General features: G+C 66.7%; 17 protein-coding genes. 12 read left to right on the top strand and 5 right to left on the bottom strand.

What is annotated here, in order from left to right; translation table 11 throughout:
• Position 1 precedes the first annotated feature (1 nt).
• From IB223_RS05015 to IB223_RS04990, 6 genes are all read left to right on the top strand, one after another.
• Positions 2-466: a DUF4442 domain-containing protein gene (locus tag IB223_RS05015; RefSeq protein WP_192200544.1), complete on the top strand. Its 465-nt coding sequence runs from the start codon at positions 2-4 to the stop codon at positions 464-466.
• A 72-nt stretch (positions 467-538) separates the two neighbouring features.
• Entirely contained in the window at positions 539-1210 is a 672-nt protein-coding gene (locus tag IB223_RS05010) for a DUF502 domain-containing protein (protein ID WP_192200543.1), read from the top strand.
• A gap of 3 nt (positions 1211-1213) precedes the next feature.
• Positions 1214-1990, top strand: a complete 777-nt coding sequence (locus IB223_RS05005) for a queuosine precursor transporter (RefSeq protein WP_192200542.1) — start codon at positions 1214-1216, stop codon at positions 1988-1990.
• Between the two features lie 65 nt (positions 1991-2055).
• Complete coding sequence (locus IB223_RS05000; protein ID WP_192201257.1) at positions 2056-3090, top strand: serine hydrolase domain-containing protein; 1035 nt, start codon at positions 2056-2058, stop codon at positions 3088-3090.
• 139 nt (positions 3091-3229) lie between these two features.
• Complete coding sequence (locus tag IB223_RS04995; protein WP_192200541.1) at positions 3230-4888, top strand: FecR domain-containing protein; 1659 nt, start codon at positions 3230-3232, stop codon at positions 4886-4888.
• Positions 4885-6594: a CHASE2 domain-containing protein gene (locus IB223_RS04990; protein ID WP_192200540.1), complete on the top strand. Its 1710-nt coding sequence runs from the start codon at positions 4885-4887 to the stop codon at positions 6592-6594. The genes IB223_RS04995 and IB223_RS04990 overlap by 4 nt, the downstream gene beginning before the upstream one ends.
• A gap of 39 nt (positions 6595-6633) precedes the next feature.
• On the opposite strand, the gene IB223_RS04985 is transcribed toward IB223_RS04990, so the two are convergent.
• On the bottom strand, positions 6634-8007 hold the full coding sequence (locus IB223_RS04985; protein WP_192200539.1) for an MBL fold metallo-hydrolase: 1374 nt from the start codon (positions 8005-8007) through the stop codon (positions 6634-6636).
• 185 nt (positions 8008-8192) lie between these two features.
• Here IB223_RS04985 and IB223_RS04980 point away from each other — a divergent pair, with 185 nt between their 5' ends.
• The 3 genes from IB223_RS04980 (at position 8193) to IB223_RS04970 (ending at position 13904) form a co-directional block, all read left to right on the top strand.
• Entirely contained in the window at positions 8193-10274 is a 2082-nt protein-coding gene (locus IB223_RS04980; protein WP_192201256.1) for a M13-type metalloendopeptidase, read from the top strand.
• Between the two features lie 185 nt (positions 10275-10459).
• On the top strand, positions 10460-11716 hold the full coding sequence (locus tag IB223_RS04975; protein ID WP_192200538.1) for an aminopeptidase: 1257 nt from the start codon (positions 10460-10462) through the stop codon (positions 11714-11716).
• A gap of 169 nt (positions 11717-11885) precedes the next feature.
• Complete coding sequence (locus IB223_RS04970) at positions 11886-13904, top strand: M13 family metallopeptidase (protein ID WP_192200537.1); 2019 nt, start codon at positions 11886-11888, stop codon at positions 13902-13904.
• 69 nt (positions 13905-13973) lie between these two features.
• Here IB223_RS04970 and IB223_RS04965 read toward each other — a convergent pair whose 3' ends face one another.
• Together IB223_RS04965 and IB223_RS04960 are read right to left on the bottom strand one after the other, a co-directional pair.
• The gene (locus IB223_RS04965) at positions 13974-14618 is read right to left on the bottom strand and encodes a rhomboid family intramembrane serine protease (protein WP_192200536.1); all 645 of its coding nucleotides are present in this window, start codon (positions 14616-14618) and stop codon (positions 13974-13976) included.
• Between the two features lie 44 nt (positions 14619-14662).
• Entirely contained in the window at positions 14663-15001 is a 339-nt protein-coding gene (locus IB223_RS04960) for an MGMT family protein (protein WP_192200535.1), read from the bottom strand.
• A gap of 41 nt (positions 15002-15042) precedes the next feature.
• On the opposite strand from IB223_RS04960, the gene IB223_RS04955 reads away from it, so the two are divergent.
• Entirely contained in the window at positions 15043-15453 is a 411-nt protein-coding gene (locus IB223_RS04955; RefSeq protein ID WP_192200534.1) for a hypothetical protein, read from the top strand.
• A 75-nt stretch (positions 15454-15528) separates the two neighbouring features.
• On the opposite strand, the gene IB223_RS04950 is transcribed toward IB223_RS04955, so the two are convergent.
• Complete coding sequence (locus IB223_RS04950; protein ID WP_192200533.1) at positions 15529-16650, bottom strand: inorganic phosphate transporter; 1122 nt, start codon at positions 16648-16650, stop codon at positions 15529-15531.
• Between the two features lie 12 nt (positions 16651-16662).
• On the bottom strand, positions 16663-17289 hold the full coding sequence (locus IB223_RS04945; RefSeq protein WP_056878267.1) for a DUF47 family protein: 627 nt from the start codon (positions 17287-17289) through the stop codon (positions 16663-16665).
• Between the two features lie 281 nt (positions 17290-17570).
• Between IB223_RS04945 and IB223_RS04940 the strand changes: the two genes are divergently transcribed.
• A complete protein-coding gene (locus tag IB223_RS04940) occupies positions 17571-18908 on the top strand; it encodes a hemolysin family protein (RefSeq protein WP_192200532.1) in 1338 nt (445 codons plus the stop codon).
• A complete protein-coding gene (locus IB223_RS04935; RefSeq protein WP_225590809.1) occupies positions 18886-19533 on the top strand; it encodes an exopolysaccharide biosynthesis protein in 648 nt (215 codons plus the stop codon). The genes IB223_RS04940 and IB223_RS04935 overlap by 23 nt, the downstream gene beginning before the upstream one ends.
• Positions 19534-19643 lie beyond the last annotated feature (110 nt).

Here is a 19643-nt window from a genome sequence, read left to right as displayed (position 1 = left end):
CATGAAGCCCACTACCCTGCGACACATCTTCAATGTCTGGCCGCCGTTCCTGTTCAGTGGCGTCCACGTCACCGAGATGGCCCAGGACTGGAGCTTCGCGCGCGTCGAATTGCGCATGCGCCCCTGGAACCGCAACTACGTGGGCACGCATTTCGGCGGCAGCCTGTTCGCCATGACCGATCCGTTCTGGATGATCCTGGCCAAGGAACGCCTGGGCCGGGACTACTACGTCTGGGACAAGGCGGCCGAGATCGAGTTCGTGAAGCCCGGCAAGGGCACGCTGCATGCGGAATTCCGCTTGGACGAACGCGTGCTTGAGGAGATCCGCGCCGAGGCCGCCAACGGCCAGAAGCACCTGCGCTGGATGCCCGCGGATGTGTTCAACGCCCGGAACGAAGTCGTCGCGCGCGTGCGCAAGCAGATCTACGTGCGGCTGAAGCCCGAGGCGCGGCAGACCGGCGGCTGATCCACCCGCCGCCGTACAGCGTCCCGGCGATGGCGCTACGGCAAGGCCTGCGCGCCGGCCTACAATAGCCCCATGCCCCCCGATCATCCCCCGCACCGCGCTTCGGTGCAGAAGCTCTTCATCACCGGCCTGCTCACCCTGTTGCCCATCTGGCTGACATGGGTGGTCATCAAGTTCGTGTTCGTGCTGCTGTCGGACATCAGCAAGCCATGGGTCGAGCCGATGTCGCACCAGATCGCGGCGAACTTCCCCCAGTCGCTGGGCTGGTTCAACGGCCTGTGGGTACAGAACACGATTGCCATGATCGCCACGCTGTTCGTGATCCTGGCCGTGGGCGCATTGACGCGCCGCGTGGTCGGGCAGCGGCTGCTGCGCTGGTTCGAGGCCCTGATCGCGCGCGTGCCGCTGGCGAACGTCATCTACACCAGCGCGCGCAAGCTGCTGGACATGCTGGAGACCAAGCCGGGCAGCACGCAGCGCGTGGTACTGATCGATTTTCCGCACCGGGACATGAAATCGGTCGGCCTGGTGACGCGGGTGATCCGCGAGGAAGGCAGCGGCCGCGAGCTGGCGGCGGTCTACGTGCCCACCACGCCCAACCCGACCTCGGGCTATCTCGAGATCGTGCCGGTCGAGCTGCTGACACCCACGGACTGGACCGTGGACCAGGCGATGAGCTTCATCATCTCCGGTGGTGCGGTGGCGCCGGAAACCATGCCGTTCACCCGCGCCGGGGACCGCTGAACCATGCATGCGCCGCGCACCCTGGATGATCGCGCGGTCCGTCTTTTCATCGTGCTGGCGGCGGTGTTCTGCGCCAACGCGGTGCTGGCCGAGTTCATCGGGGTCAAGATCTTCGCGCTGGAGGACACGCTGGGGATCGCGCCGCTGGAGTGGAACCTGTTCGGCCAGACCGGATCGCTCAGCTTCACGGCCGGTACGCTGTTGTGGCCGTTCGTATTCATCCTTACCGACACCATCAACGAGTTCTTCGGCAAACGCGGCGTGCGCTTCATCTCGTGGCTGGCGGTGGCCCTGATCGTGTACGGCTTCTGCTTCGCCTTCGCCGCCATCGCACTGGCGCCGGCGGGCTGGTGGGTCGAGGCCGCGCAGTCGCAGGGCGTGCCGGATTACCAGAAGGCCTTCGCCGCCATCTTCGGCCAGGGCATGTGGACCATCGCCGGCTCGGTGGTCGCGTTCCTGGCGGGGCAACTGATCGATGTATCGGTGTTCCATCGCATCCGCAACGCCACCGGCGAGCGCTGGGTATGGCTGCGCGCGACCGGCTCGACCGCGATCTCGCAGCTGGTGGACAGCTTCGTGGTGATCTACATCGCCTTCGTGCTGGGCCCGCAGAAGTGGCCGACTTCCCTGTTCCTCGCCGTGAGCACGGTGAACTACGCCTACAAGATGCTCGCCGCGATCGCGCTGATCCCGCTGCTGTACGTCATGCGCTACGGCATCCGTCGTTACCTGGGGCACGAACGCGAACGACAGCTGCGCCTGGAAGCCGCCACGGACTGACGCCCGCCACATGCGCTAGGCTTGCACCGTTTCATCGAGGCGAGGCGGCGATGAAGGCAACCTGGATGCTCGGAGTGCTGTTGATGACCGCAGGCAATGCCGGCGCCGCGACGCGCGAAGCCACGATCGACACGTGGATGCGGGACTACACCGGCACGGTGCCCGGTGCATCGGTCCTCGTGCTTCACGAAGGCGAAGCGGTGTTCCAGCGCAGCTATGGGCTGGCCGATCTCGAGGCCGGTGTCGCCGCGACGCCACAGACCAACTTCCGGCTGGCGTCGATCAGCAAGCAGTTCACGGCCGCTTGCATCCTGTTGTTGGCGGAAGAAGGCGCGCTGACCCTGGATGACCCCGTGCGCCGCTGGCTGCCAGCGTTGCCCGCAGCGACCGATGCGGTGACGCTCCGCCACCTGCTCAGTCATGCCTCCGGCCTGATCGACTACGAAGACCTGCTGCCCGAGGGCCAGGCCACCCAGGTGCATGACGCGGATGTGCTGCGGCTGCTCGAACGGGAGGAGCGCCTCTACTTCACGCCTGGCAGCAACTATCGCTACAGCAACAGCGGCTACGCCCTGCTCGCGCTGGTGGTGGAACGCGCCTCGCGACAGCCGTTCGCCACCTTCCTGCGTGCGCGCATCTTCGTGCCACTGGGCATGGACGCAACGGTTGCCCGCGAAGACGACGGCCCGGGCGTGGCACATCGCGCATACGGCTACAGCCTCGTGAATGGCACATGGCAGCGTACCGACCAGAGCACGACCAGTGCGGTGCTGGGCGATGGCGGCATCTATTCGTCCATCACCGACCTCGCACGCTGGGACGCCGCCTTGTATGACGACCGCCTGCTGGGTGCCGCATCGCGCAGGCGGGCGTTCCAGCCCGCCAACGCCACCCCCGAGCCCGATGTGGCGTATTACGGATTCGGCTGGCGCCTGCAAGGGGGAATGCAGTGGCACTCCGGCGAGAGCATCGGCTTCCGCAACGTGCTGGTCCGCTTCCCCATGCAGCGCCTGACCGTGGTCGTGCTGACCAATCGCGACGCCCCGGAACCGTATCGCCTGGCGCGTCGCATCGCGGGATTGTGGGGCGCCTCGCCCTGATCCACAGGCCAGCGAGCCGACCTGGCGGACGAGGCTAATGTGACGTGAAAACCCGTCAAAACCGGCCAGTCGGTCAACGGTAAGCGCCTATAATTGTGACCGATTCAACATTTCGCAGCAGCAGAAGCGGGAGTGGGCGATGCACAAGTGGGCGATCCGAGGGAAAGGATGGCTGGGTTGCGGGCTGGCGATCCTGTTGCTGGCTTCGTGGTCGGCACAGGCACAGGACTGGGCCTACCGCGTACGCCCCGGCGACACGCTCTGGGACGTGACGGGTGCATACCTCAAGCCCACCATTCCCTGGCAGCGGCTGCAGGAACACAACGGCATCACCAACCCGTACGCACTCGCGCCTGGCTCGACCCTCCGCATTCCGCTGCAATGGCTGGACAGCCAGCCCGCCCGCGCCAAGGTCGTGGCCGTGCAGGGCAGCGCCGTCACCCGGAGCACGGCGGCAGGAACCGATGCCCCCGTCACCGCCGGCATGTCGCTGGCCAGTGGCGCCGTGCTCAAGACCTCGCCGGATGCATCGCTCAGCCTGCAGTTCGCCGACGGTTCGCGCCTGTTGCTGCTGGGCGGCAGTGAACTGCTGCTGGACCGCCTCACGCGTTTCGGCCGCTCCGGCATGGCCGACACACGCCTGCGCCTGCAGCGCGGGCGCATCGGCAACGAAGTCCGTCGCCTGCGCGGACCCGCGGCCAACTTCATCGTCGACACGCCCAGTGCGTCCTCCGCGGTGAGGGGTACCCGGTTCCGCGTCGAGGCCGCTGACGGCCGCACGCACACCGAAGTTCTCGAAGGCCGCGTCGCCGTGAGTGCGCGCAGCCAGCGCGGCGCGCTGGTCCGTCCAGGGTTCGGCGCGGTAGTGGCCGCAGGTCAGGCGGCCGTCACGCCCGTCAAGCTGCTGCCCGCACCCAAGCTCGCGCAGGCGCCGATGCTGTCCCAGAACACGCGCCCCGAGCTGGCCTGGCCGGCCGTGCCCGGCGCAACGCGGTATCGCGTGCAGGTGAGCGAAAGCGCCACCTTCGACAGCCTGCGGGTGGACGCGGAAAGCGACGCACCGGCCTTCACCCTGCCCGCGCTTGGCACCGGGCGCTACTTCGTCCGCGTGCGCTCGATCGGCGCAAACGGCCTGGAGGGCCGCGATGCCGTCGTGCAGGTCCGGATCGACGGCCAGCCCGTGCCGCCGTATTCCATCGCCCCGGCGGCGGCCAGCGTGGTCCGCACACCGGAGGTCACACTGAACTGGACCGGCGCACCCGAGGCGGTCGCCTACGAGTACGAAGTCGCCGGCACCGCCGGATACGCGCAGCCCGTCGCGCGTGCCCGCGTGGACGACGCCACCTCCGCCCGGCTTCCCGATGCCCTCCCGCCGGGTGAATACACCTGGCGCATCCGCAGCGTGGATCGCCAGGGGAAGGCCGGCCCCTTCGGTGACAGCCTTGCCTTCACCCTGCGCCCCCTGGTCGAAGTAACGGCCATCGATGGCGGCGAAGCCGAAGCCGGCAACACGCGCCAGGTGACCTTCCGCTGGCCCGTCGGCCAGCCCGGCCAGCGCTACCGCTTCCAGATGTCGCGCAACCCGGACTTCAGCGAGACACAGGTGGACATGCTGGTCGACCAGCCCGAAATCACGCTGCCGCGGCTGCGTGGTGGCACCTGGTACCTGCGTGCCCAGACGATCGATGTCGACGGATTCGAGGGGCCGGTCCCGGCGCCGCAGGTGATCGACGTGCCCTGCCGGCTGTGCCGCATTGGCGCTGGAGCAGGGGCATTGCTCATACTGCTCGCCCTGTGAGTACCGCCGCGCCCGCGCCCAAATGGAAATCCCGCCTGCTGACGGCGGTGGGCGCGGCTGCGCTGGCGATCCTGGTCACGCTGTCCGGCGTGACCATGGCCCCGGACGCCGCCGTCTATGACGGGCTGGTGCTGGGCGCGGCCCCGGATGCCGACCCCCGCATCGTGGTGGTCGACATCGACCAGAAGAGCTTGGCCGAGCTGGGCCGCTGGCCCTGGTCACGCCGCACGCATGCGCAACTGGTCGACAGACTTCGGCTGGCCGGCGCGAAGGGCATCGCGTTCAATATCCTGCTGTCGGAGCCGGCCCTCTTCGATCCGGAAGGCGACGCGCTGCTGGCTCGCGCGATCAGCCGCAGTGGCCGCGTGGTACTGCCGGTATTCGCCGAACCCGTCCAGCTCAACGGTGCCACCGTCGAACTGATGCCGATCCCCGAGTTCGCCGCCTCGGCGGCTTCGCTGGGCCACGCCGAGATGGTGCTCGATGAGGATGGCGTGGCGCGCAGCGTCTACCTGCGTGCCGGCCTGGGTTCACCGCATTGGCCCTCACTGGCGCTGGCATTGCTCCAGTTGGAGCAGCCGCCCGGCGCCAACACGGAGCTGCCGGGGCGCCGGCTGGTGACCACCGGCCTGGCGCCTGCATCGCCCTACGAGTGGGTGCGCGACCACGAGGTACGCGTGCCGTTCGCTGCGCCGCCCAACGCCTTCCGCCATGTGTCCTATACGGACGTCCTCAACCAGCGCATACCGGCCTCTCTCCTGCGCGGCAACTGGATCGTGGTGGGCGTGAGCGGAACCGGCATGGGGCCGATCGCCCGCGCGCCCGGCCAGCCGGTGGCCGCCAGCATGAGTGGCGCGGACTACCAGGCCAACCTGTTGAACATGCTGTTGAATGACGCCGCCATCACGCCGCTGGGGGAAGGTTGGCAGGCGGGCTTGTCCGCGGCGCTCGCGGCACTGCCCTTGCTGCTGTCCCTGCTGCCGGGGCTGCGCCGCGTCTGGCTGCCCACCGTCCTGACCATGGCAGGCACCGTGGTGGTTTCGGTACTGCTGCTGCGCTACGGGCACATCTGGTTTTCTCCCGTGCCGGCATTGCTGGTGCTCGCGCTTGGCGCATCGCTGTGGATCTACCGCCTGCTTCGCAGGACGCACAAACAGGCGCAGTCGGATGCGTTGACGGGACTTGCCAACCGCACCCGCTTCGATCACGCGCTGGACCAGGAGTTGCGGGTGGCACGTCGCAGCGGCCAGCCGCTGTCGCTGCTGGTGATGGATATCGACCACTTCAAGCAATTGAACGACACCCAGGGACACGCGGCTGGCGATGCCGCATTGAAGGCCCTGGGCCGCATCCTGCGCAGCCGTGCGCGGCGACCGCGCGACCTGGTTGCTCGCCTGGGTGGCGACGAGTTCGCGCTGCTGCTGCCGGAAACGTCGGCACAGGCGGCGGCAACCATCGCCACCACCATCCACGTGGATCTGGCCAATCAGAGTCGGAAACCCCACGGCACCAGCACGGGCACACCGCCGCCGTTCACCGCCAGCATCGGCATCCACACCCACATGAGTGGCGACGACGCCGGGCCGGAAGACGTGTTCGATCGTGCAGACGCCGCGCTCTACCGGGCCAAGCAGGCCGGCCGCAACCGCAGCGTCAGCCACACCGGCGAGGCCGAACCGGTGGGAACGTCCGCCACGCGGGTCTGATGTCCGGTATAGGTGCCCGCACGGACCGCGCCCCGGCCCTCAAACGTCCATCACCATTCCCGGCCTTGCGAGTTCCACCGGTGCGCCGTGGCGCTCGCCGATCTCGCCCGCGAGCGCTTCGCGTGCCTTGTCTTCGCCATGCACCAGCACCAGCGGCGGCGATGGCTGGAAGTTGTCGTACCACGCCAGCAGGCCGCGCTGATCGGTATGCGCGGACAGGCCACCGACCGTGTGGCGCTGAGCATTGACGCGATAGTCGCGGCCGTGGATGCGGACCCACGATGCGCCATCCACCAGCCGCCGGCCCAGCGTGCCTTGCGCCTGGTAGCCGACGAACACGATGTGGGCGTTGCGGCGCCCCAGGTTGTAGCGCAGGTGGTGCTGGATGCGCCCGCCATTGGCCATGCCGGAACCGGCGATGATGATGGCGCCGTTCTCGATCTGGTTGATGGCCATCGACTGCTGCGTGGTTTCCGACACATGCAGGTTGGGCAGGCGGAACGGATTGGGCGACTGCGACCACACCCGTCGCGCGTCCTCGTCGAACAGTCCATGGTGGCGCGCATAGACATTCACCACCTTGGCCGCCATCGGGCTGTCCAGGAAGATGCGCCAGCGCGACAGCTTCCATGCCTCCCAGTGCCGCGCGAACCAGTACAGCAGTTCCTGCGTGCGCCCCACCGCGAAAGCAGGTATCAGCACGTTGCCGCGATCGCGCCACGCATGGTCGAAGATCTCGCCGAGTTCGCGGATCGTCTCCGGGCGGTCGCGGTGGTTGCGGTCACCGTAGGTCGATTCCATCAGCAGCAGGTCGGCCTGCGTGACCACCGCGGGGTCGCGCAGGATCGGCGTGCCCTTCGGTCCCAGGTCGCCGGAGAACACCAGCTTGCGGCCTTCGGCCCACAGCTCGACGATGGCCGAGCCCAGGATGTGGCCCGCATCGCGCAGGGTGACGTCCACGCCCGGCAGGATGGTCGTGCGTTCGTCGTAGGGCAACGGCTGCACCTGGCGCAGGGTCGCGTGCACGTCCTGCGCGGAGAACAGGGGCTCTGCTTCCGGCTCGCCATGGCGGCGGTCGCGATTGGCGCGCTCGGCCTCGCACTCGGACAGCGACGCCGTGTCCAGCAGCATGATCGGCAGCAGTTCCGCGCTGGCACCCTGGGTGTGGATGGGGCCGCGGAATCCGCGCTTGACCAGCAGTGGCAGCCGGCCGATGTGGTCGATATGGGCGTGGCTCAGCACCACCGCGTCGAGCGTGGCCGGGTCGAACGGGAACGGCTCGGCATTGCGCGCCTCGGCCTCGCGACTCCCCTGGATCAGGCCGCAGTCCAGCAGGATGCGCTTGCCTGCCGCCTCGACCAGGTGCATGGAGCCGGTGACTTCGCCGGCGGCGCCGTGGAAATGGACCTGCATGCAAATGCCCTCCTCGAAGCTGCGCCCAGTATGTGCCCTGCAGGGCGGGGAGGCATGACCTTCGACACACCTGCCCTCCCCGGGACAGGCGTAGAGTCGCGGCACGCCCCCACCCAGGGGGTTCCTTTTTTCCATTGCCCTGCCCGGGGCCGGAGTAGAACGTGATTGCCCGCAAACCCCAGATCCTGATGCTGTCGCTCGCCGTGGCCACCGTGCTGGCCGCCTGCGCCAAGAAGGAAGATGCCGCGCCCGCCGCCGATACCGCCGCCAAGGCGCCGGCCGCGCTGGAACTGAAGCTGGACGAGAGCAGCCTGCCGGGCGTGAACCGTTTCCAGATCGGCGACCTGGATACCACCAAGAACGCCTGCACCGACTTCGCCGGCTACGCGAACGGCACCTGGCTGGCCGCCAATGCGATTCCCAGCGACCGCACCAGTTGGGGCGCGTTCGAGATGCTGGCCGAACGCTCCACCGCCATCCAGAAGCAACTGGCCGAGCAGGCCGCCGCGCACCCGGGTGCGACCGGCGTGGAGAAGATCGTCGGCGACCTGTGGGCGACCGGCATGGATGAGGCCAAGGTCAACGCCCAGGGCATCGAGCCGATCAAACCCATGCTGACGGCCATCGACGGCCTGCAAGACAAGGACGCCATCGTGGCGTACCTCAACGCGTCCGCCGCGAAGGGCCAGGCCTTCCTGTTCGGCTTCGGCGCCGAAGCCGACTTCAACAAGCCCGACACCAACATCGCCTACGCGTTCCAGGGCGGCCTGGGGCTGCCGGACAAGAATTTCTACTTCGACGCCGACAAGAAGACCATCCGCGACGAATACGTGAAGCACATCGCCAAGGTCCTGGAGCTGTCCGGGGTGGCCGCGGCTGATGCGCAGAAGCAGGCCGCCGACATCATGGCCTTCGAGACGCGCCTGGCGAAGGTATCCAAATCCAACGAGGAAATGTCGCGCGACGTGTCGCTGTACTACAACCCGGTGACGCTGGCCGATGCGGACAAGCTGACGCCGAACTTCTCGTGGACGAAGTTCTTCGCTTCGCAGGGTGTGGCGCCGCAGGAGAAGTTCTCGCTGGCCGTGCCCGCCTTCCACCAGGAAGTCAGCACCATGCTGGGTGAAACCGACCCCGCCGCGTGGCGCGCCTACCTGCGCTTCCACACCATCGATGGTGCATCGCCGTACCTGAGCGATGCTTTCGCCAACGAGAATTTCAATTTCTACGCCAAGACGCTGCGTGGCCAGAAGGAGATCGAGCCGCGCTGGAAGCGCGTGCTGGGCACCATCGAGAACCAGAGCGGCGAGGCGCTGGGCCAGATGTACGTGAAAGTCGCCTTCTCGCCGGAGTCGAAGGCGAAGATGGAGACGCTGGTGGCCAACCTGGGCACCGCGCTGAAAGCCCGCATCCAGAACCTGGAATGGATGAGCGACGAGACCAAGGCCAAGGCGATGGAAAAGCAGGCCGCGTTCACCACGAAGATCGGTTACCCCGACAAGTGGCGCGACTGGACCGGCCTATCGACCGGCCGCGACAGCTACATCGGCAACGTGATCTCGGCCATGGAATTCAACTACAAGTGGAACCTGGGCAAGATCGGCAAGCCGGTGGACCGTACCGAATGGGGCATGCCGCCGCAGATGGTCAACGCTTACTACAACCCGCTGCAAAACGAGATCGTGTTCCCGGCCGCCATCCTGCAGCCGCCGTTCTTCGACCCCAACGCGTCGGATGAAATGAACTACGGCGGCATCGGCGCGGTGATCGGCCACGAGATGACCCACGGCTACGACGACCAGGGCAGCCGCTTCGGACCGAGCGGCAAGTTCGAGAACTGGTGGACCCCGGCCGACGCCAAGGGCTTCTCGTCCCGCACCGACAAGCTGATCGCGCAGTTCAATGACTACCGCACCAGCGACGGCCAGAAGATCAACGGCAAGCACACGCTGGGCGAGAACATCGCCGATCTCGGTGGCCTGGCCACGGCCTACGACGCGATGAAGGCGGCAGCCGGCGACACGCCTGACCCGAAGACCGACGGCCTGACGCGCGACCAACGCTTCTTCCTCAACTGGGCCACCGTGTGGCGCCGCAACTTCACGCCGGAGGAACTCAAGAACCGCATCGCCACCGACGAACACGCCCCGGCGCAGTTCCGCGCGATCGGTGCACCGTCGAACCTGCCGGCGTTCGCGGCGGCGTTCTCCTGCAAGGCGGGTGACGCGATGGTGCGCAGCGGCGACCAGCATGTCGTGATCTGGTAAGTCCCGCGTCAACATGCGATGCGCGAAAGGCCCGGCGACGTCCGGGCCTTTCCTTTTGCGCATCCCCGGTTACGGTCCGCCCGGCGGTCGGCCGGTCGAGGGTGTTCCGGGCGTCACCCCTGTGCTGGCCACGCATCGAGGGGGCGTTGCAAGGCTGTGCTTCCATCCATCGAAGGAGGACTGCCATGACCCGTCTCACCGTGTCGATACTGGGCGCCGCGATCGCCTGCGTCGTGCTGGCCGCGTGCCAGAAACAGGAAACACCGCCTCCTGCGGACGCGCAGGCCACGGCTGAATCCGCCGCCGCCGAGCCCGCCGAACCCGCCGCGCCGCCCGTTGACCTGGAGCAGCTTGCCCAGCGCCTGGTTGCCAGCGCAGCGGTGAAGGAGGGCGATGCCGTCATCATCGTCGGCAGGACCCACGATGCCGAACTGCTGGAAGACATCGCGCTGCAGGTGCGCCGCGCGGGTGCATTCCCGATGATCGAATACACCAGCGACCGGCTCGCCAAGCGGATGTTCTTCGATGTACCGGCGCAGTTCGACACCCAGGCGCCGGCGCTGGACCTGGCGCTGTCCAAGGTCTTCGACGTGGTCATCTCGTTGAGCAACGGCACCTCGGAAAACCTGTTCGAGGGCGCTGACCCGCAGCGCGTGGCGGCGCGCGGCAAGGCTGGGGAAGCCATCGGCCAGGCGTTCATGAAGGAGAACGTGCGCCAGGTGGAGATCGGCAATGGCCTGTATCCCACGCCATGGCGCGCGCAACGGCTGGGCATGTCCGAAACCGAACTGGCCAGGACGTTCTGGGAGGGCGTCAACGTGGATCATGCCGCGCTGCAGACCCGGGGACAGGCGGTGAAAGGCGCGCTGGCCGCCGGCAACGAACTGCATGTCAGCCACCCCAACGGCACCGATTATCGGATGCGGATCCAGGGACGCCCGGTGCTGGTCAGCGACGGCGTCATTTCACCGGAGGACATCCGCAGCGGCGGTCCCGCACTGCAGGTCTTCCTGCCTGCCGGCGAGGTCTACACCACGCCCGTCGCGGGCACCGGCGAAGGCCGCATCGTCGCCACCCGCGATTACTTCCGCGGGCAGGCCATCGATGACCTTGCCGTGACCGTCGCCGGGGGCAAGATCACCGCACTCACCGGGACAGGGCCCGGCTTCGCAGCGCTGAAGGCCGAATTCGATGCCGTGAGCGATGCCCGCAAGAACGAAGTCTCGTTCTTCGACATGGGCATCAATCCGAACGTCAAACTGCCTTCTGGCAGCCAAGTGGGCAACTGGGTGCCGGCCGGCACGGTGACCCTGGGCCTGGGCAACAACCTGTGGGCAGGCGGCGACAATGCCCTCGCCTACGGCATGAACTTCTTCCTGCCTGGCAGTACGGTGACGCTGGACGGCAAGGTCATCGTGGACAAGGGGCAATTGGCGTTGTGACGTCCTGGGTGGGCGAGCGCACCGACGCCCGCCCACCACGGCATGTGCGCTCTGTGACACAGCGCATGAATGCGTCGCCAAGACCGTCGGCAGATGTGGGGAACCGTGACAGGGCAGATGGGGCGCGCTTGCTAGAATCGCCCGACCCCTGAACCCCTGGATTCTCCTGATGCCCAGCCCGCGCCCCGCTCTCGGCCGCCCCACCCTGATCGCCTTCGCCCTCGTCATCGCGCTGGGCGCCCCCCATGCCGAAGCGCAGCGCAAGAAGCGCGCGACCACCCCCGCCGTGAGCGCGCAGTGCACCGACTTCTACACCGCCACCAATGCGGACTGGCTGAAGAACAACAGCCTTCCCGCCGGTGCCGGCAGCGTCAGCGTGCTGGGCGCCTTCCGCGAGCGCACCCTGGAGCAGCAGCGTGCACTGCTGGATGGGGCCATGAAGGCACCGCAGGGCAACGTGCAGAAACTGCTCGGCGACTTCTGGGCCAGCGGCCTGGACGAAGCCGCCGTGGAAGCGGACGGTTCCAGGCCGATCGCGCCGCTGCTTGACCGCATCAATGCCATCAAGAAGCCCAAGGATGTGGCGCCGGCCATCGCCGCGCTGCACCAGGTCGGCGTGCCGGTGACCTTCAACTTCAGCCCGGACGTGGACCTGCAGGCGCTGGACCGCCACATCGGCTACTTCATGCAGGGCGGCCTGGGCCTGCCCGACCCCGCCTACTACACCCGCACCGACGCCGACACGCGCGAACTGCTGGGCCGCTACCGCGCCTACGTGAAGCAGGTGCTGGCCCTGACCGGCACGCCGGCCAACAAGCTGGATGCCGAGTCCGCGCTGGTCATCGACCTGGAAACCAAACTGGCACAGGTGTCCAAGCCGCTGGTGGACCTGCGCAGTCCGTTCGCCAACTACGCGCCGGTGCCGACCAAGGATCTGGGCAAGCAGTACCGCAACCTGCAACTGGATGCCTTCCTCAAGGTGCAGGGCGTCACCGACGACACGGTGTCCATGGCCGACCCCGCGCTGTTCAAGCGCCTCGATGGCCTCGTCGGCAGCCTGAAACCGGACCAGTGGAAGGCCTACCTGCGCTGGCGCGTGGGTGATGCCATGGCACCCTACCTGGCAAAACCCTTCCGCGATGCCGAGTTCGAATTCCGCGGCCGCGTGCTGCGTGGCGAAGCCGCCCCAGCACCGCGCTGGCGCCAGGTGCTGGATGCCGTCAACCTCGCCGCCGGCCCGATGCTGGGCAAGGAGTACGCCGAGCGCTACGTGCCCAGCGAGCACAAGCGCCGGGCAGAGCAGATCGCCGGACAGGTGCGCGACGCGCTGGGACGCGGCATCGAACGCAACACCTGGCTGAGCGAGGCCGCAAAGGCCGAAGCCAAGGCCAAGCTCGACAAGCTGAAGATCGAAGTCGGCACGCCCAAACGCGACCTGGACTACAGCGTGCAGCCGATGGGCCGTGGCAGTTTCGGCGGCAACATGCTGATCGCGTCCACCTGGCGCCACCGCGAGGAAATGAAGCGCATCGGCAAGGGCAACGCCGACCGTCGCTGGGACGTGCTGCCGCAGCAGCCCGCGCTGGCCTACGACCTGGCCCAGAACCGCTTGATCGTGACGGCCGCCGTGCTGCAGGAAGAGATCTTCGACGCGAAGCAACCGGCTGCCGTGCAGTACGGTGCGTTCGGCGCACTGGTCGGCCACGAGCTGAGCCGTGGTTTCGATGGCAAGGGCCGCATGGTCGATGCCAAGGGCCAATTGCGCGACTGGTGGAGCGCAGCCGATGTGGCCGCGTGGAATGCACTGGGCAGCAAGGTGGCAACGCAGTATGGCGCTTACGCATACCCGGGGCTGAAGAACGTCAAGGTCAATGGCACGCTGACCCAGGACGAGAACCTGGCCGACCTGGCCGGTGTGGAACTGGCGTGGGACGCGTTCACCACCGCCGAACCGCAGGCCAATGCCGCCACCAGGCAATCGTTCTACAAGGCATGGGCCACGCTGTGGGCGCAGAACCTGTCCGAAACCGAAGCCGCCCAACGCGCCGCCGTGGACGTGCATGCACCGGGCCAGTGGCGCGCCAACGGTCCGCTCATCCAGCAGCCGGCCTTCGCCCAGGCCTTCACCTGCAAGGCGGGCCAGCCGATGCAGGCGAAGGAAGCGGACCAGGTCCGGATCTGGCGCTGAGCCGGAAACGGCACCCTGACGAAAACGGCGCGGATATCCGCGCCGTTTTTTTTGTTGCTGCCGCCCGCCTTATTTCACGACGCGCATCCGCGGCGGACCCCGGCGGCGTCCACCGAACGGTGGCTGCCCGCGCCAGTAGCGGATCATCAGCCACCCGAACAGCATGCCGCCGAGATGCGCGAAATGCGCCACGCCGGGCTGCAGGCCGGTGAAGCCGAGCACCAGGGCGAGGACCGCGTAGAAGATCACCAGCGTGCGTGCCTTGATCTCCATCGGCAACGGAAACACGATCATCCTCTGATTGGGGAACAACATGCCGTAACCCAGCAGCAGACCGAACACGCCACCGGATGCACCGACCGTGGCGTATGGCAGCGTGCCGGCGGACACCATCCACCATCCTACGATCAGCTGCAGCAGGCCTGCGCCCACGATGCACACCAGGAAGTAGGTCAGGAACCGCTTGGGGCCCCATGTCTGTTCCAGCGACGAACCGAACATGTACAGCGCCAGCATGTTGAACAGCAGGTGCGTCAGGCCGCTGGTGTCGTGAAGGAAGCCGTACGTCAGCAACTGCCATGGCATGAAGCCGTGGCCCACCGGCCACAACGCGAACCATGCCTGGAACGCATTGCCCAGCATGAGCTGCAGGAGGTAGACGCCGACATTGGCAATCAGCAGGTTTCGGGTGACGGGAAGCAAACGGGGAAACATGGGAAACCTCGTAACGATCAGCTCACATCATAAGGGGCAGCGTGTCACCGCGCGCCTGGTCCCCACAGGGCGGCATCGAGGTCATCTTCCCTGCGCGGGCGTTTCACGCGCCCGTTCTCCACCTTCACACCTTCCGCGCGCAGGCGCTGGCTCTGTTCGCGGAACGCCTTCGAGCCATCAGGGAACGCGATGCGCCCATCCGACCGCAGCACGCGGTGCCACGGCAGCGTGGCATCGTCGTTCTGGCTGAGGATGCGCGCGGTGAGCCGTGCACGGCCAGGCAATCCCGCACGGTGCGCCACTTCTCCATAGCCTGCCACCTGTCCGCGCGGAATGGCGCGGATGACGGCCAGAATGCGATCTTCGGGAGACTTGGCGCTCATGGCGGATTAGCATAGCGGCATCGGCAACACGGGAGTACACCATGCAGAACTTCGAACAGGTGCGCGGCTACCTGCATTCCTCCGGCTACAAGGTGGCGATGCACGACGCCTACGTGGCCTGCGTGGAACTGTCGCTGGACAACGGCAAGCGCCACCAGTCCATCTTCCTTTCGGAACTGGGCAACGACGACGAGCGCGGCTACCTGCGCGTGAGCACGGTGATCGCACCGATGACCGGCATCGACGCCAAGCGCGCGCTCAAGTTCAACTGGCAGAGCAGCGTGGGCTACCTGGCCATCGGCGAGCTCGACGGCGTGCCCTACCTGCAGCTGTGCGAGAACCGTCCCTACGAAAGCCTCAACCCGGCGGAAGTGGACCGGCTGGTGCTGGAGATCGGCGGCCTGGGCGACAGCATGGAGCGTGCCCTGTCGGCAGAGGGCGACCTGCTCTGAGGGCTCACCTCATCGAATAAAGAGAAACGCCGGGCAGTGCCCGGCGTTTTTCGTTCCCGTGCATGCGCGGGAGCATCACGCCCAGCCGATCGCTTCCAGCAGGCGCAGCAGGCCGTAGGCGATACCGCCGGCCGCCGGGATGGTCAGCACCCACGCCCACAGGATGCGTTCAATCACGCTGAATTTCAGCGCACGCGGATTCTTGGCGAAGCCCACGCCCATGATGGCGGTCGAGATGCTGTGCGTGGTGGACACGGGCATGCCGAAGTGCGCGGCCACGGTCAGGATGGTGGCCGAGCTGGTTTCCGCTGCGAAGCCGTTGATGGGATGCAGCTTCACCATCTTGTGGCCCAGCGTCTTGATGATCTTCCAGCCACCGGACGCCGTGCCCAAGGCCATCACGATGGCGCAGGTGATCACGATCCACATCGCGATGTCCTGCTCGCCAGCCGCACCCGGGTGCAGGAACGCCAGCCAGCCCGGCAGGTCGTTCAGCGCACCACTGGCTTCTGCGCCGAACAGCGTCAGCGCGATGATGCCCATGGTCTTCTGCGCATCGTTGTGGCCGTGCGCGTAGCCCATGTAGGCCGCCGACAGGATCTGCGCCTTGCCGAAGAACCTGTTGACGAAGTGCGGGCGCGCCAGTCGCCCCAGCCAGCCACCGGCACGCGACAGCAACGCGATCAGGCCCCACAGCGCCACCATCACCAGGATGCCGAGCAGGAAGCCCGCCACCGGCGAAGTGACCATCGGCAGCACCACCTTCCACAGGATGCCCTTGTTCTTGGTCCAGTCGCCCACCGTCTCGGACCAGATCAGCGCCGCCCAGTCATTGTGTGCGGCGGCAAGCGCGGCACCGCACAGGCCACCGATCAGGGCATGCGACGACGACGACGGAAGGCCCTTCCACCACGTGATCAGGTTCCACACGATGCCGCCCAGCAGCGCGCACAGGATCACCTGCGAGGTCACCTGCACCACGTCGGTGTTCACCAGGCCAGAGGCGATCGTCTTGGCCACGGCGGTGCCCATCAACGCACCGATCAGGTTCATGCCGGCCGCCAGCATCACCGCCTGGCCCGGCGACAGCACCTTGGTGGCGACCACCGTGGCGATGGAGTTGGCGGTGTCGTGGAAGCCGTTGATGAACTCGAAGACGAGCGCGGCCAGGATCACCACCAGCACGAGGGTCAGCATGATGGTGCGCCCTTAGCTGTTCTTCAGCACGATCTGGTACGCCACCACGCCGGCCTCGCGGCAGCGGTCGATGGCCTTCTCCAGGATCTCGAAGAATTCCTTCAGCAGGAACATCTGCAGGTGGTCCAGGCGGCCGGAATAGATGTCGCGGTACAGTTCCAGCATCAGCCGGTCGGCTTCGTTCTCGATCGCGCGCAGCTTCTCGTTGAGCGAGGTCATGCGATCGATGTTCATCTTCTTGATCTCGTGGACCATCTCCACGACCACGCTGGCCGCCTGCTCCAGCATCGCCGCGCGCGGCGCGAAGTCGATGCCGTCCAGGTGCTGGATGGCCAGCGAGTAGCGGTCGGCGAACTTCTCGACCTGCTTCGGGATCTTGTACAACGCCGAGCCCAGTGCCTCGATGTCCTCGCGCTCGATCGGCGTGATGAAGCTGTCCACCAGCGCCTTGCCGATCTTGTCCGAGGCCGCGCGCTCGCGCAGGCGCGCCAGTTTGAAGGCATCGAGCGCCGGCTGGCGGTCGGTGGCCTTCATCATGGTGTGCAGGGCCTTGGTGCTGTCGTGGGCGGCTTGGGCGGCCTCGTCCAACAGCGTGTAGAACTGCTGGCCGGAGCCGAAGATCGTCTGGAGGGAGAACATCGGGCGGTCCCACCGTCACGGGATGGACGGCTTCAGGGGCGGAATTATGACCGTTCCGTGACGGTTGCGGACAGCCCGACCCGGCTGCTAACGCCGCCTGCGGGCCTCCGCACTAGCCGAATGTCTCGTTCAGCTTCACGCTTCCGCCCGTCGGTCGTTTGCTAAACTCGCCCCGCGCCTCCGGGTGCACCCTATGGATGACGACCCTGCCTCCCCCCACTGTCCTCCGCGACAGACCCCGCCCGCCTCGCCGGTCCTCCCCGCTGTGAACGGAGGCTCCCGTGCTTGAGCTGCTCATCGTATTCGCCCTGGTCCTGCTGAACGGCTTCTTCGCCATGTCCGAGATGTCGGTCATGACCTCGCGCAAGAGTCGCCTCAAGCAGATGGCACAGACCAGCCACCGTGCCCAGCGCGCGCTGGACCTGTCCGAAAAGCCCGAGAACTTCCTCTCCACGGTGCAGATCGGCATCACGCTGATCGGCGTATTGACGGGCCTGTTCGGTGGCGAAGCCATCGGCATGGCCATCGCCGACCGGCTGCAGGGCATGTTTCCGTCACTCGCGGCCAGTTTCACCCTTGTGGGTGAGCCACAGCCCTGGTCGGAGCTGATCGGCAAGACCCTTGCAGTCGCCTTGATCACGTTCCTCACGTTGATCTTCGGCGAACTGGTACCCAAGCGTCTTGCGATCACGGCGCCGGAAACGATTGCCGGGGTCGTCGCGGTGCCGATGGGTTGGCTGGCGAAAGCCGCCTTCCCCTTTGTCTGGCTGCTCTCCCACAGCACCCGCCTGGTTCTGCGCCTGCTGGGTCTGGGCAAGGACCAGGTGTCCACCATCAGCGAGGAAGAAATCCGCATGCTGGTGTCCGAAGGACACGAGGCCGGCGTAATCGACGTTGACGAACGCAACATGATGAATCGCGTACTGCGCCTCGGCGACCGCACTGCCGACAGCCTGATGACGCCGCGTAAGAAGATCACCTGGCTGGATGCGTCAGCATCGTACGAGGAGAACCTGCAGACGATGCACGAGTCCGCGTTCTCACGTTTCCCCGTGTATCGCAGCAACGATCAGGACGTCATCGGCGTGCTGGAAGTGAAGTCGCTGCTGGATCGTTTCGGCATCGACAAGCCCGATCTCTTCATCAAGCTGCGCGAGCCGTTGTTCGTCTCCGAATCAACCCATGCGATGAAGTTGCTGGAGATCTTTCGCGAAGAGCAGCAATCGCTGGCGCTGGTCGTGGACGAATACGGCGAGATCCAGGGCCTGGTCACCCAGAGCGACCTGATGGGTGCCGTGGTCGGCCGCCTGCAGGCCAGCGAGAACACCGAGGATGCTCCCTTGGTGGTGGTGCGCGAGGATGGTTCGCTGCTGGTGGATGGCTCGCTGCCGAACGATGACCTGCGTGAGCTGCTCGGTGGCGTGGCGCTGCCGGACGACGACGAATACAACACCCTGGCCGGCATGATGATCGAACGCTTCGGCCGCATCCCGCATGTCGGCGAACGGCTGGACTGGGCGGGCTGGCGTTTCGAGGTCGTGGACCTGGACGGCGCCCGCATCGACAAGCTGCTACTGCAGAAGCTGCCGGAAACCGATGGCGAAGACCTGGCCGTCTGACATGAGCCCCGATGCGACACCCCACACGAGCACGGTGACGCTGCTCGACGGCTTCGCCACCGGCGATCCCGACGATGTGCTGCGCCTGGGCGACCTGCTGAAGGACTTCGGCCCGGCCGCCTTCGGCATGCTGCTGTTCCTCGGCGTGCTCCCCGCCTTCATCCCGGTCCCGGGCGTGGGCGGCGCCATCGGTGGCCCGATGGTGATCCTGGTGGGCGCGCAACTGCTGCTGGGCATGCGCAAGCTGTGGTTGCCGCAGTTCCTGGCCCGCCGTGGCCCGCATCGCAGCGCGATGATGCGTTTCCGCCAGCGCATGGCACCGTGGCTGCGCCGTCTGGAGAAGCTGGTGCGCCCGCGCATGGCCGCGTTCCTGGACAACCGCATCGCGCTCAGCTTCACCGGCCTGCTGCTGATCCTGCTGGGCCTGCTGCTCGCGCTGCCGATCCCGTTCACCAACTACGTGTTCGGCATCCTGCTGCTGCTGTTCGCCCTGGCACTGCTGGAACGCGATGGTGCGCTGTTGCTGGTGGCGTGGGTGGCAGGCGGCATCGCCATCGTGGTCTTCGGCTTCCTGTCCGGCAACCTCGTCGAATCGCTGACACAGCTGTTCGCGCGCTGGTTCTGACGCTTCCTGCTTTTGTAGGAGCGACGTGAGTCGCGACCGGAGCAATCAAACTGCCTTAGAAAAAAGAGCGCGCCGGGAAGGTCGGGCGATGCATCATCGCGTCATGTCAT

The organism is Pseudoxanthomonas sp. PXM03, from assembly GCF_014852005.1.
Classification (GTDB): Bacteria; Pseudomonadota; Gammaproteobacteria; order Xanthomonadales; family Xanthomonadaceae; genus Pseudoxanthomonas_A.
Note: the sequence above shows the minus strand (reverse complement) of the source record. Positions and strands in the feature narration are given on the sequence as shown.